At 60.7% G+C, this 12,599-nt stretch carries 12 protein-coding genes and 1 tRNA gene; 4 read left to right on the top strand and 9 right to left on the bottom strand.

Annotation, left to right across the window (positions count from 1 at the left end):
* Positions 1–243: 243 nt before the first annotated feature.
* The 8 genes from BMZ79_RS00475 to BMZ79_RS00440 all read right to left on the bottom strand — a co-directional run bounded on the left by BMZ79_RS00475 (position 244) and on the right by BMZ79_RS00440 (position 7,336).
* Positions 244–912, bottom strand: a complete 669-nt coding sequence (locus BMZ79_RS00475) for a response regulator (protein WP_090635649.1) — start codon at positions 910–912, stop codon at positions 244–246.
* A gap of 4 nt (positions 913–916) precedes the next feature.
* Complete coding sequence (locus tag BMZ79_RS00470; RefSeq protein ID WP_177221933.1) at positions 917–1,618, bottom strand: sensor histidine kinase; 702 nt, start codon at positions 1,616–1,618, stop codon at positions 917–919.
* Positions 1,619–2,374: 756 nt separating this feature from the next.
* Positions 2,375–2,920: an acyltransferase gene (locus BMZ79_RS00465; protein WP_090635639.1), complete on the bottom strand. Its 546-nt coding sequence runs from the start codon at positions 2,918–2,920 to the stop codon at positions 2,375–2,377.
* 331 nt (positions 2,921–3,251) lie between these two features.
* Positions 3,252–4,478, bottom strand: a complete 1,227-nt coding sequence (lplT, locus tag BMZ79_RS00460; protein ID WP_090635637.1) for a lysophospholipid transporter LplT — start codon at positions 4,476–4,478, stop codon at positions 3,252–3,254.
* 337 nt (positions 4,479–4,815) lie between these two features.
* Positions 4,816–5,553: a DUF4247 domain-containing protein gene (locus BMZ79_RS00455; protein WP_090635635.1), complete on the bottom strand. Its 738-nt coding sequence runs from the start codon at positions 5,551–5,553 to the stop codon at positions 4,816–4,818.
* A 15-nt stretch (positions 5,554–5,568) separates the two neighbouring features.
* Positions 5,569–6,075, bottom strand: a complete 507-nt coding sequence (locus BMZ79_RS00450) for a DUF4178 domain-containing protein (RefSeq protein ID WP_090635629.1) — start codon at positions 6,073–6,075, stop codon at positions 5,569–5,571.
* Between the two features lie 26 nt (positions 6,076–6,101).
* On the bottom strand, positions 6,102–6,506 hold the full coding sequence (locus BMZ79_RS00445; RefSeq protein ID WP_090635628.1) for a DUF350 domain-containing protein: 405 nt from the start codon (positions 6,504–6,506) through the stop codon (positions 6,102–6,104).
* A gap of 158 nt (positions 6,507–6,664) precedes the next feature.
* Complete coding sequence (locus tag BMZ79_RS00440; protein ID WP_090635626.1) at positions 6,665–7,336, bottom strand: PspA/IM30 family protein; 672 nt, start codon at positions 7,334–7,336, stop codon at positions 6,665–6,667.
* Positions 7,337–8,094: 758 nt separating this feature from the next.
* On the opposite strand from BMZ79_RS00440, the gene BMZ79_RS00435 reads away from it, so the two are divergent.
* The 3 genes from BMZ79_RS00435 to BMZ79_RS00425 all read left to right on the top strand — a co-directional run bounded on the left by BMZ79_RS00435 (position 8,095) and on the right by BMZ79_RS00425 (position 9,907).
* Positions 8,095–8,646, top strand: a complete 552-nt coding sequence (locus BMZ79_RS00435; protein ID WP_090635624.1) for a GNAT family protein — start codon at positions 8,095–8,097, stop codon at positions 8,644–8,646.
* Positions 8,647–8,692: 46 nt separating this feature from the next.
* A tRNA-Pro gene (locus BMZ79_RS00430) sits at positions 8,693–8,769 on the top strand.
* A gap of 214 nt (positions 8,770–8,983) precedes the next feature.
* Positions 8,984–9,907, top strand: coding sequence for a ribokinase (locus BMZ79_RS00425; RefSeq protein WP_256252488.1), 924 nt, complete (start codon positions 8,984–8,986; stop codon positions 9,905–9,907).
* Positions 9,908–10,029: 122 nt separating this feature from the next.
* Here the strand turns inward: BMZ79_RS00425 and BMZ79_RS00420 are convergent, their stop codons facing one another.
* A complete protein-coding gene (locus BMZ79_RS00420; protein WP_090635622.1) occupies positions 10,030–11,430 on the bottom strand; it encodes a HEAT repeat domain-containing protein in 1,401 nt (466 codons plus the stop codon).
* Positions 11,431–11,619: 189 nt separating this feature from the next.
* Here BMZ79_RS00420 and BMZ79_RS00415 point away from each other — a divergent pair, with 189 nt between their 5' ends.
* On the top strand, positions 11,620–12,459 hold the full coding sequence (locus BMZ79_RS00415; RefSeq protein ID WP_256252487.1) for an AraC family transcriptional regulator: 840 nt from the start codon (positions 11,620–11,622) through the stop codon (positions 12,457–12,459).
* Positions 12,460–12,599 lie beyond the last annotated feature (140 nt).

Genomic DNA, 12,599 nt, shown 5'->3' with positions numbered 1-12,599 from the left:
TCCATACCGATTTCGTTCGCGTAGTACGAACGAAATGTAAATTTTTTCTGAATATTCTGACTTATGATGACAGTTCAGTTGGTCGTTTTTCGCATTGGCGCCCGTAATTTCATCAAATTTCTGCAAGTCATTTGCGCTATTTTCATTCTATAGCGACAAAGCCTTACAAGACTATTACGCGGCAGGATGATTTTAAATCTACTCCCGTCGTAGTTCACCCTACCGCCAATTAGCCATCCCTTGTTACACTTTCGTACCAGTCGGATCCAGATTTTCTTCCTTCCGGTCGTCCGGCGGCGAATAGGCCGTCATGCCCCGCGACTGCGCGTACAGCGCGGCCTGCGTGCGGTCGTTCAAGTTTAGTTTCTGAAAGATCCGGCTGACGTGCTTCTTCACCGTGAACTCGCTGATCGTCAATTTTTTCGCCATGGCGCCGTTCGACAACCCTTCGCCGAGCGCGATCAGCACTTCCCGCTCCTTCGGCGTCAGCTTCTCGAGCGGATCGTCCGCTTCCTTCCGAATCAACACTTCCATCAAGCCTTGATCGAAATACTTGCGGCCCCTGTCGACCATTTTGATCGCGAGCAGCAGTTCCTCGGGCATGGAATCCTTCAGTACGTAGCCGAGCGCGCCGCTCTCCTCGGCCCTGCGGACGTCGAACTCCGCCGCGGACGAGGTCAGCATGATGAACCGGCACGGCATGTCGCCGAAATGCTCGACCAATTCGAATCCGGTCCGGTCTCCGAGCCGAATATCGACGATGGCGAGATCGGGCTCCGTTTGCGCGATGAGCGTCATGGCGTCCTCGACGGACTCCGATACGCCCACGACTTCGACTTCTTTTTCGCTTTCAAGTACGGCAATCAGTCCTTTGCGGACCAATGGATGATCGTCAACGATAACGACCCGCATGCTATCACCCGCTTTTCGTAGTTTGAGTAGTGCCTTCGCTTACGCCGGCAATATCGGCGAGCGGCAGCCAGATCAGGATCCGCGTTCCGCTTCCTATCTTGCTTTCGATATCAAAGGTGCCCCCGAGCGATACGGCGAGCGCGCGCATATTGGACAGTCCGAAGCCGGAGCCCGAGCCGGTCTTGACCGTCTTCGCCCGGACGTCGAAGCCCCTTCCGTCGTCTTCGATCGTCAGCCGGACGGCGCCCTGCTTGACGGTGAGTTCGATGTTGACGCACTGGCTGGCGCCGTGGCGAATCGCGTTGCCCACGCCTTCCAGAATGATGCGGTACAGCGCCTTCTGCAGGTTCAGGGCCAGCTGGCCGACCGTCTGCGCGGCGCTGAACGCGATATTGACGCCGCTCAGCTTCGCCTGGTTGGCCAGATGCGAACGGACGAGGCCGATCCAGGAGTCGTTCCCGCCCTTGGACGAGCTCAAGCTGTGAATCGTCGCGCGCAGCTCGCCGGAAGCCGTCGAAGCCGCCTGCTGAATTTCCTTCATCTGTTCCAGTTTTTGTTGATCCGTCAGGTCTTTCCAGCCGCACGTCATCGAATGAATCGCGTAAATGATGCCGAACAAATGCTGGGAAACGCGGTCGTGAAGCTCTTCGGCGATCCGGTTGCGTTCCTCGATAAGAAGCCGTTTTGATTCGATCTGAATTGCCATCGCTATCATCACCTTTCTTGCCCTCGTTCAACACAATAGCCGGTTATGCGATCAGCGCGACAGTTGACCTGATCCGTTCCGCAAACGACCTGACGTTCTGCGGGAAGTATGAGAAACTCTTAATGTTTTCGGCATTTATCCTCAAAATCGGACAGCGCTCTATATTCCCAACATACCGCGAAGAAATGGACATGGACATACATCAGGAGTACTGAATTTAATCCTTGGTCGTCCGCGCTTTAACAGTGACCTTGGTCTCAATTCGCATTCGGAGATTTTGTCGACCGGTTTCTTTTTTCGCCGGCTTCGAACCGTTTCCGGAGCCGAAGCGAAAAACGCTCGAAAAGCCGGATCTGAAAGAAATCTGTAAGAATTGAAAGCGTTTCAGAACATCCCTTTTTCGTTGCGACGGAATGTGGCAGGACCACGGGCCTCTCTACCCAGGCGGATCCCGGTTTCTCGCGGGCATTTTTCGGCTTCGGACCACGTCCGTCGCCGCCGGCAGTCTTTTCCATTCACAACTTAGACACATTTTCCGGATAAACAAGCCACCGCAACCAACCATTTTCCTTCTATTGTTTAGTAAAACAACCTAAAAATACCAGAAGCTACTCAGGTTGGGGTATCGCCCATGGTCCTTTCGCGCGACGAAACGGGGTCGCCATGAGATTTATGAGAGGCCCGAACGTTCGGTTATTCGCCCGGTCAAGCGTCCGATCGCGTCGCTCCGAACGGATTACGGCATCCGCGTTCGCGCTACTCCCGAATCCATCCTGCCGGAATATCGAGTTCGCGGATGACGCGGGCCGGCGTCCCGGCGACGAGCGCGTTGCGCGGCACGTCCTTGTTGACGAGACTGCCGGCGGCCACGACCGCATTATCGCCGATCGTAACGCCCGGAAGAATCGTGCAGCGCGTGCCGATCCAGACGTTGTCGCCGATCACGACCGGCTTGCTCCCGCCCGGGGAATCGCTCGCGTCCAGCTGATGGTACGTGCTGTCCAGAATGCTCGTGCGCGGCCCGATCTTCACGTCGCGCCCGATCGTCACCCGGTTGCGGGAGGCGATCCCGACGCCGGCGTTGATGAACGTGCGGTCGCCGATCTCCAGCACCGCCCCTTTCTCGACGGTCAGCTGCGACGCCCAAGGCTTGCCGACGAACCGGACCCGGTTGCCCACGCGCAGCGTTCCGCCTTGATTGACGTACAATTTCCCTTTGATCCATGGAAGCTCGCGCAGCGGACGCCCGCCCTTGCCGTGCCGCAGCATCCATTTCAGCCTTCGAAACGTGTTGACCAGCATCAATGATTGCCCTCCATACCCAGTTTGGTATCCGGCAATCATTTTACCCTCGCGAGCGCCCGAACGAAACAGCTAGGATGCTTAAAAAAAGTTAATCTAGCAAAAAAACCCTTTCGCCGCGCCCGAAAGGACGTCAAAAGCGAAAGGATCGTTAAGGTAATTTTTAGTAAAAATTTATATTTTCTTCGCATTCGGCAAGCATCCGTTCATTGCTCCACGCTTCAACCTAGAGGCAATCGTGACTCGACCGATGGACCGGCCGCCGTTCCCTCTCCCGCCTCCGCGGCAACGTGTTTCTTCTATTAATAATAACGCAACAATCCGCTCGCCGTCAGCCCTGCTTCGACGTCTGCCCGCTGCGGCCCGCTTGGCTCTGCCGCTTCGTCCCCGCGATGGCGCGAAGCTGCGTCGCGAGAAACAGAATGAACGCCAGCAGCACCAGGCCGATGCCGATGACGGAGCCATTGACGGAGACGTGCATCTGGCTCAAGGTCAGGTAGATAAGCAGCCCGGTGACGGTCAGCACGTTTTCGCTGAAATTTTGCACCGCGATCGTTTTGCCGGAGCCGATCGTCGTCTTGCCCTCCTCCTGCAGCATCGTGTTGAGCGGAATCACAAAGATGCCGCCGAACACGCCGATCAGGAAGAGCAGCGCGACGGTCAGCCAAAGGACGTAGGTCATCGTGGCCAGCATGACCGCCGCCACCATGAACAGCCCGTAGAAGAAGGCGCGATGCAGCTTGCCCGCGGGCACCAGCTTCGGCGTCAGAAACGCGCTCGCGACGACGCCGATCGCCGTGATGCCGATCATCATGGATTGCCGGTCCGTGTCCGTAATGCCGAGGTTCAGCGGCAGCCACGCGATCAAGGCAATGCGCAGCACGGCGGCCGTCAGCCAAAAGGAACCGGTGCCGATGAGCGAGAACCGCGCCCGCGGATTACGGAACATGGTGCCGAAGTCGCGGAGGAACTGCATCGCTTCCTTCCCGTAGCGCAGGTCTGCGTTCCCGGGCTTGGCCGGAATGAGGAACGTCATCAGCAGCGACAGCACATACACGGCAAGGCAGGCGACAACGGCAGGCAAGTCGGAATTCTGCGCCAGGAAGCCGCCCGCGACCGTGCCGAGCAGAATTGCCAGAATCGTGGAGCCCTCCACCTTCGCGTTCGCCCGCAGCAGCTCGCTCTCCGTTGTCGTCAGCTCCGTCAAGATCCCGTATTTGCCCGGCGAATACACGACCGCCCCGATGCCGACGAAGACATAGCAGAGCGCCGGCGGCAGGCCGAACAGCAGCATGGCGATACCCGCGGCCTTCAGCGCGTTGCCGAGCAGCAGCACGTTCGATTTCGCCTTCTTGTCCGCGAACGCGCCGACGATCGGCGCGAGGACGATGTATGCGGCCAAGAACGCGATCTGGATATAGTTGACCGCGATGTCCGGATTCGCCGCCCCTTGGCGCTTCACCATGCCCACGATCAGAAAGAAATTCAAATTATCCGCGAATGCGCTCAAAAACTGCGTAAGCACGACCGTATTCAGCGGCGACAGCAAACGTTTCATTTCGTTTCCCCTTCCATGCTTGTACCCTCGTCGACCATAACCTACCTATCATACCGTATGAGGACTTCCGCCGGAAGAGCTTCAGGCCAACAAAAAAGAACGGATGAACGAGCCCGCCGGGCTCGTTCATCCGTTCTTCGCCGTTCTTTACCGTACTTTTGCCAACTCTGTGCCAATTCAATGCCATTTCTAAACCGTTTATATGCCGTTTCATGGCCGTTTCGCGCAATTGCTATACCGTTCTTTGCCCTTGCGCGACCGGTTCGCGGTCTCATTTCGCCCGGCTTATCCGAATGCTTTCCTATAAGCAGCCTCGTCTTGAACTCGGCTCGCAGCGTCATCGCCTTCGGCTGACCCGGCCGAAGCCGACCCGCGTCTTCGGCTTGGACGACTTGCGCGGCGTCAGCCAGCTGCCCGACTTCTTGCCGCCGTCGGTATCGCGCGTGATCTTGCCTTTGGACGGATTGCTCGTCACGCTGCCGGCGCCGGACGGACTCGTCGTATCGGCGTTCTTCGACCGCTTGAAGATCGAGCCCGTGCGCGTGACGGTCATCGGCGGGACGGCCTTCTTCTCCTGCGCCGTCGGCGCGTGGTAGCTGCCGCCGGTCGGCTTGTACGTCCCCCGGTCGTCGTAGCCGCGGTACGAGCCGTGGCCGTAGCGTCCGTTGTCGAACAGGTTGCCCAGGAAGCTCGCCAGCAGATAACCTTCCAGGAAGCTCGAGCTGTAGTTCTGCCGGACGTATTCCTGCGAGTCGACTTCGATCAGCGTGTCTTCCGGCTTCTCCGTATCCTGCTGCAGATGGATGATCCGGTCGTTGTAGACGAGGAACATATGATCCTTCGCCTCGGCCGATTCCTGCTGCGGCTTCTGCTGATCGACGAGCGCCTTCGCGACCTCCGGCACGCTGACCCCGGCCGCGCGATAGACGTACGACGTGCTGGCGCCGCTGCCGTTCACCGATTCGAGCGGGTACTGCTCCTCGATCTTCTGATTGACGCCGCAGGCGGCGAGCAGCGGGAAGACGAGCGTGAAGACCAGCAGGAATTTGAGTAAATAAGAGCCTTTGCTGCGCATCCTCCTCATCCTCTCCTAGGTCCCGCGGAGCACGCGGACATCGGCGGGAAGCACGCTATCGCCTTCGTACAGCATGAACCGCCCGTCCTGCCATTCGATGCGGAGCAGCTTCTGGTCGTCGGACTGGTACTGCCACACGTACTGCTCGCCGCCCTGGACGAACGGCGTCTTGCCGACGGCGGCGACGAAGCCGGAATATTGTTCTTCAAGGTGGTAGGTCCGGTCGTCCAATTCAAGCTCCGTCGGAACTTCCTCCACGGAATCGAGCCGGCCGTCGATCGGTTCGTACAGCGCGTAGACGGTCCGTTCGCGTTCCTCGATCGTCAAGTAGCGGATGGACGAGCCGTCGCGCAGCGTCAGTACGATAAGGTTGCGCTGGCGGTTCTGCAAGCGGCCGATGACCTCGTAGGTCACGAGCGACACCTCGCAGACGTCGCCCGGTCCGATCGTCAGCATGCTCTTCTCCGCGCGGGGCGGTTCAGGCTTCGCGATAATGTTTTTGATACGTGAGAAAATGCCCATGGCGATCGCTCCTTACGATTTCTTGATTACAGGCAGGCTCCGATGATCAGGGCGCCGGCCAAATGCAGCGAACCCGTAAACAGCGCCGAGGCGATCTGGTTCTTCCGCGTTCCTTCGGTCAAGTCCAGTCCCGCCATCGCCCGGAGCGCGAACTCGACGAGGCTCTCGATGAGCAGCAGAATCACGAACGAGATGGCCGACACGACCAGCGCTTCCCAGAGGTCGTCCGACGTCGCGATGGAGCGCGAGAGAATAAAGGCCTGCGCGATCAGCTTCATGATGAAGCGGGTCGTAACCGCCACGTTGCCGTTCTTGATTTCTTCCAAGTCCTTGTACCGGGTAAACAGCGAGTCGATCGCCATCAGCACGATCAGCAGCACCGCGCCGGCTCCGGTCCATACGAGAATGCCGAGCATCTGGTCAAGTGTCATTCGTCAAGAGCCTCCATCGTCTATTTTGCCGCAGCGGCCGCAAGACCAAAGAAAAAACGTCCTCGCGCATGGAAGCGCGCAAAGCTTGCGGTCCATGCCGGCAGACGTTCTTTCCATGAGCTGGCTGCTGCGGTACTTACTTGTAGTATACTACGAGCTTATTCTTTTTTCTCGTATTGCTTCATGAGCGCCGCCAGTTCGTCGTCGACGGCTTTGTTCCGGCCGAGCGACTCGAACTCGTCGTCGAGCGATTTGGCTTTGCTGTTCATTTCGTTGCTTGCTTCGGCTTGCGCTTCGGCTTGCAGCATTTTCTCTTCCATCCGCTTCAGGCCGGACGTTGCCGAGTCGGAGCTGAAGCCCGCCATCGACTTGTTGATGTCGGCTTGCGCTTTCGCGGCTTTGTAACGGGCCACCAGCGTTTCCCGTTTGTTTTTCATTTCCGTCAGCTGGTCGCGCATCTCGCTCAGCTTCGCGCGAAGATTGTCCGCGGACGCTTTGTTCGAATCGTAGCTGATCTTGTATTCGTCGCGCTTCTGCTCGGCGGCTTTCTTCTCTTCCAGCGCGCGGCGCGCGAGCTCGACGTTCTGCATGGAGGCCGCCGTGTGCGCTTGCTCCGAGCGCTTCTCCACGAGCGCGTCCTGCTCCTCGTACAATTGCTTGAACCGTTTCTCGATCGCGATTTGCGCGGCGACCGCCTTCTCGGCGTCCTCGAGGTCCTCCTGCATGTCGCGGATATATTGGTCCGTCAGCTTGATCGGATCTTCGGCTTTCTCGATCAGGGCGTACACGTTGGACAACGTAAGGTCGCGCAGGCGTTTGAATACAGACATGGTTCTTTTTCCTCCTTGGGTATGCTGTTCGTCAGCGTTTATGTTACCTATTACGGCCGCGGGAGAGAATGCGTTTCAAAAATAAATCGCGAAGACGGGACTTCCTCGAACCCTTCCGGCTCCCGCTCCCAAGACGCCGGGGACGCCGTTGCCTGCCTTGATGGCGGGCCGACGCGCGAATGGTCGGGATGGGCATGCGGTCCCATCCGCGGGAAACGCCGCGAAGGAGTTTCAGGCCTCCGTCGCGGGCAAGTCTCTCCCTCCTTGCCATTGGTTACCCTTAATTTACCATACAAAACCGAACCAAGAAAAGAGCCTTTCGCGGCGAATCCGCCCCGAAAAGCCCCTCATGCGTCCCGGAGCCCGGGCGGCAAGCCGGATTCGAGCCATGCCTAAGAGCAGCGGCGGCCGGAAAACCGCGGTAGTGCTTCGTACCCGTCTGCCGCCCGGCAGCGCCGCCGTTTCGCCAAGCCGGATGTCGCCGAGCGGCTTCCATAACGTGTATAGATTCTTCGCTCCGCGGCCCATATATACCACGACGCCGCATGTTCGCTAGCGACCGTTCGCACGCCGCGCCTCTATTTATAAAGGTAGGGCAACGATGCAGTCCGTGAGGCAGCCAACCTCCGCCTGTGACCCGAAGCGAAGGCGGCGCTTATAATGCGCATTTCGCGACGGGCGGGCGTCATGAGCGGCCGGCGGTGGTAATAAGCTGTACAAACGGCGGCCGCCATGCCGCGATTTAAGGAGGGACTCCGATGGAAGACGCCATCGTCAAGCGCCAGCTCGAGCTGCTCCGCGCCGACCGGTGCGCCGTGCACGACGTCGCCGCGTCGCGGACCGGAGACACGGTCATTCTGTACTCGCCGCCCGACCGCCTCGACATCCATGCGCGCATCGTCTACGCGAGCGGTATTGCCACGAAGCGCCATCTCAACGATCCGGTCATGCACGTAACGCCGGCAGGCGGGACCGGCAACGCGTGGAGCCTGCAGTATATCCGCATCCTTGGCGACAAGATCAACCGCGGCTACGGCTCGCTGATGATGAAGCAGCTGCTGGCGCTCGCGGAACGCGGGAACGTCGCCCGCATCGAAGGCCGGCTGCAGCAGGCCGAGCATCGGGACCACGCGGAGCGGCTGCGGCACTTTTACGGCAAGTTCGGCTTCGCCGTCGATGCCGATATGCGGCTGCGGTGGGACAACCCGCGATACCGCCCTGCGCCTTCGGAACGTCCTGCCGCTCCGAAGCCGGGATTCCGGTTCTGGTATGCGAAACGGGCCGAAAAAAAGGACTTGCATCCTTTTTGAAGATTATGATAATATTCCTCTTGTGCTTATCGATTTCTCTACTTAACGGGACGTAGCTCAGCTTGGTAGAGCGCCTGGTTCGGGTCCAGGAGGTCGCATGTTCGAATCGTGTCGTCCCGACCATCCATACTCCGATTTCGGAGCCTAATGCTTCATCTCCTACACACGCAATCGGTTGTAATCAAACGCTCGGGCGCCGCCCGGGCTTTTTTTTATTGCCGTCCGGGTAACGGTTCGCGCCGGAATTGACGGTCGTTTTCGGACCGTGCTATAGTCGCGGTAGATCATTTGCAAACGGTACCAGACGCTACCCGGTGCCGAAATTCAAAGCCAAAGGATGATTCGGATGGCGCGGAAGCCGAAAATCGCCGTTGTCGGCAGCTTGAACATGGACTTGGTCCTCACGATGGAGCGCATGCCCCGGATGGGCGAAACGCTCCAAGGGGACAGCATTCACTATATTTCCGGCGGGAAAGGCGCGAACCAGGCGGTCGGCTGCGCGCGTCTCGGGGCGGACGTCGGCATGGTCGGCGCCGTCGGCGGCGACGCGTTCGGCGCGCAAATCCTGGCGCGGATGAGCGGTTTCGGCGTCGATACGGCGGCGATCGCCGAATTGAAAGACGCCGCGACCGGCACCGCCACGATTCTCCATACCGAGGGCGACAACTGCATCGTGATCGTGCCCGGCGCGAACGGACGCTGCACGCCGGACATGATCGAGGCGCGCCGGGCGGTCATCGCCGGCGCGGACGCGCTGATCGTGCAGCTCGAAATTCCGCTGCCCGCGGTGGAAACGGCCCTGCGGATCGCTCGCGAGGCCGGCGTCCGCACGATCATCAATCCCGCGCCGGCGGCCGCCTTGACGGACGAGCAGATCGCGCTCGGCGACTATTTTACGCCCAACGAAACGGAATTCGATTACTACTGCGGCAGCCCCGCCGCGAACGAGGACGAGCTGTTCGCCCGGATGCGTGCGTGGCGCGACCGCCATCCCCGCCAGACGCTGATCGTGACGCGCGGCAAGCACGGAATCTCCTGCCTCGCGCCGGACGGCGGCGAGCCCGTCACGGTCCCGGCGCCGATCGTGGATGTCGTCGATACGACCGGCGCGGGCGACGCGTTCAACGCGGCGCTCTGTTACGGCCTCGCCGCCCGCTGGCCTCTCGAGGACACGCTGCCGCTGGCCGTCAAGGCCGCGTCCCGTTCCGTGACCGTGTTCGGCGCGCAGGACGGCATGCCGACGATGGCGGAGCTCGGGTAAGCCGCCGCGGCGGTTAGGCTGGCGCGGCTAGGCGCCCTCAATTGGCGCGCAAAACAAAGAGGCGATGCATAAGCATCGCCTCTTTGCGCGTTCGCGGCCGGACCCGGTCCGGCCGACTCGTTTTAGAACGTGCTCGCCGGCGTCGTGTCGGAGCACCAGCGCGTATTGAAGAGCTCGTGCATCAGCACCTCGTGCGCTTCCGGCGTGCCGATCGCGCGCAGCGCTTCCAGCGCGTGGCCGCGCACGTAGCGGTTCCCGTCCTCGAGCACGCCCGCCAGCGCCGGCACGGCATCCGCGGCGCCGGGACCGACGCGCACGAGCGACAAGCCCGCCGTGAAGCGCACCTGCGTGTCCGCGTCCGACAGCGCCTTGACCAGCGCCGGAACGACGGCCCCCGCGTCGGCGCTCATGATGCCGAGCGCCTCCACGGCCGTGCGCCGTACCTCCGCGGCCGGATGATCCAGCAGCGCCGCGACGCGCGGCACGGCTCCGTCGGCGAAGCCGCGCAGCTCGGAGAGCGCGAAGACGGCGTTATTCACGGCCGTCTCGTCCTCGCTGCCGAGCAGCGCCGTCAGTCCCGGCACGGCGTCGGCGCCGGCCGTCGACAAGCCGTACGACGCGATGCGCGCGCGCTTCTTGTAACCGCCGCTCAGCGCGGCCAACAGCGCTTCGATGCCGGCCGGACCGCTTGCCGCCAGGTCGTACGACGCCGCGAGAGCGTCCGGCTCCTTCGATTCCTTCAGCCGCGCCGCCAGCGCTTCGACCGATGCCGCGTCGCCCGGCTTCGTGCCCGCGCGGGACGCCGTGCGGCCGGACAACCAGTTCCAGACGTCCTCGGCGATCTCGCGGTGAGCGAAGGGCTCGCCGCCGGCCACCTGAGCGAAATCCGCCGTCCGGTTATCCCAGGACGGGGCCGTCGGCGCCTGCGTCCGCATGAATTCGAACTTCAGCATGAAGCGCGGGTTGCCGAGCAGGTTCGGCGTGGAACGATGCCAGATGTCGTAGTGGATGAGCGCGAACGTGCCCGCTTCCCCTTTCGCCGTCGCTTCCTCATCCATCTCGTCCGACGCGAAGTTGCGGCCGTCCTCGTACTGCGTGCCCGGCAGAACGCCCGTAGGTCCGAGCTCCTGCGGCGTGTCCTGCGGGAAGTACATGATCATCGCCCACCACGGGTGATGGTTGCGGAGCCGATCGTAGCCCCAGTAGCTGTCTTTATGCCACGCGCCCGGCTTCGGCACGGCGTTGTAGTGGCCGTGACGGTGCGTATGGAGCAGGTAGTTCTGCCCCAGCACGCTCGTCAGCGCGCCGGTCACGACGGGATGCTCGAACACCCGCTGCAGGTCGCGGATCCGCGGCAAAATATTGTTGCCCGGGTTGCCTTCCTTATCGTAGATCTCGTTCAGCTGCCCGACGAGCCGTTCATGGAATTCCTTCGGAAAATCCGTCTTCAAAATCAAAAATCCGTTCACGATAAACGATTTCATTTGTTCGTCGGTCAGCAAAAGCGGCTGGCGCTGCGTCATGGCCCATCGTCCTCCTCGGTTCTCTTTTCCTCCCCATTATAGGATCCGGCCGAGCGCATTCAAATGGCTAGGGCTAAGAATGAAGGTGCCAAAGTTAAGGTATCCGTTTTCACGGCCGCCCAAATCGTCTATGATGAATCCATACGCTTCCGAACGACGCCGTTCGGGCCTCAGTGAGGAGATTCCCGCATGAGCATGAACATGAAACGCGAGCACGGCGCCTTGACCGATCTGCTGCATTCGCTGCAAATCGACCTGCAGGTCGCCTACCGGACGCAGGTGACCCACGAGTGGCAGGATTACGACTTCGTGCCCGAATACAACAAACTCTACTACATTCTCGAAGGGGAAGGCTGGGTCAAGTCCGGCGATACGGAGCTGCGGCCGGTCCAGGGCGACCTGTGCCTGCTGCCCGCCTACGTCAACCAGTCCTACGCGACGCTGAAGAACCGTCCCCCCTACTTGAAATACTGGTGCCATTTCACGGCCTCGATCGGTCCGTTCGACCTGTTCCAATGGATCGGCGTGCCGCTCGCGATTCCCGTGGCCGACCGCGAGGAAATGACGGCGCTGTTCAAGCTGCTCGTCGGCTCGTACGGCAACGCCTCCGTGGTGGCGCGGCTGCGCGAGAAGTCGGTGCTGCTCGAGATCATCTCGCGCTACCTCGAGCACGTGCCGATCGCGATTCTGCAGCACCGCTCGGAGGACCTGAAGCGGATACAATTCATTCAATCGTACATCGACACGCACATGGAAAGCGGGCTGCGGGTCGAGGACTTGGCGAAGGCCGCCCACCTGCATCCCAACTATTTCATCGCGTATTTCAAAAAACAGTTCGGCGTTCCGCCGCTCAAGTACATCAGCCGGCGGCGGGCGGACAAGGCGAAGATCCTGCTGTCGACCACGTCGCTTAGCATCAAGGACGTCGCGGATCAGACCGGTTTCAAGGAAACGAACCATTTCGCGAAGTTTTTCCGCAAGGAGACGGGGCAGAGTCCGTCCGAATACCGCGCGCTGCACGGGGGATGAACGCCGCGCGGCTCGGCGGATGAAGCGGCTCCGCTTGGCGCCTGCATGCCGCGGCGCGAAGCTGAAGCTACCATGGCATAGCCGCCGAATCGCGCGGAAGCTAACAATCGACCGCCGGATCCGCCGCTCTCGTCCATGCA

It is taken from the genome of Paenibacillus sp. UNC496MF, assembly GCF_900113915.1.
In the GTDB taxonomy this organism is placed as follows: Bacteria; Bacillota; Bacilli; order Paenibacillales; family Paenibacillaceae; genus Paenibacillus_Z; species Paenibacillus_Z artemisiicola.
This window is presented reverse-complemented; position numbering and strand designations above follow the sequence as displayed.

Bases quoted from the DNA above. Each gene is read 5' to 3' on its own strand.
- BMZ79_RS00435 (WP_090635624.1), top strand. From the start codon at position 8,095: ATGGAAGACGCCATCGTCAAGCGCCAGCTCGAGCTGCTCCGCGCCGAC.
- BMZ79_RS00455 (WP_090635635.1), bottom strand. From the start codon at position 5,553: ATGCGCAGCAAAGGCTCTTATTTACTCAAATTCCTGCTGGTCTTCACG.
- BMZ79_RS00420 (WP_090635622.1), bottom strand. From the start codon at position 11,430: ATGACGCAGCGCCAGCCGCTTTTGCTGACCGACGAACAAATGAAATCG.
- BMZ79_RS00445 (WP_090635628.1), bottom strand. From the start codon at position 6,506: ATGACACTTGACCAGATGCTCGGCATTCTCGTATGGACCGGAGCCGGC.
- BMZ79_RS00415 (WP_256252487.1), top strand. From the start codon at position 11,620: ATGAGCATGAACATGAAACGCGAGCACGGCGCCTTGACCGATCTGCTG.
- lplT (WP_090635637.1), bottom strand. From the start codon at position 4,478: ATGAAACGTTTGCTGTCGCCGCTGAATACGGTCGTGCTTACGCAGTTT.
- BMZ79_RS00465 (WP_090635639.1), bottom strand. From the start codon at position 2,920: ATGCTGGTCAACACGTTTCGAAGGCTGAAATGGATGCTGCGGCACGGC.
- BMZ79_RS00470 (WP_177221933.1), bottom strand. From the start codon at position 1,618: ATGGCAATTCAGATCGAATCAAAACGGCTTCTTATCGAGGAACGCAAC.
- BMZ79_RS00475 (WP_090635649.1), bottom strand. From the start codon at position 912: ATGCGGGTCGTTATCGTTGACGATCATCCATTGGTCCGCAAAGGACTG.
- BMZ79_RS00440 (WP_090635626.1), bottom strand. From the start codon at position 7,336: ATGTCTGTATTCAAACGCCTGCGCGACCTTACGTTGTCCAACGTGTAC.
- BMZ79_RS00425 (WP_256252488.1), top strand. From the start codon at position 8,984: ATGATTCGGATGGCGCGGAAGCCGAAAATCGCCGTTGTCGGCAGCTTG.
- BMZ79_RS00450 (WP_090635629.1), bottom strand. From the start codon at position 6,075: ATGGGCATTTTCTCACGTATCAAAAACATTATCGCGAAGCCTGAACCG.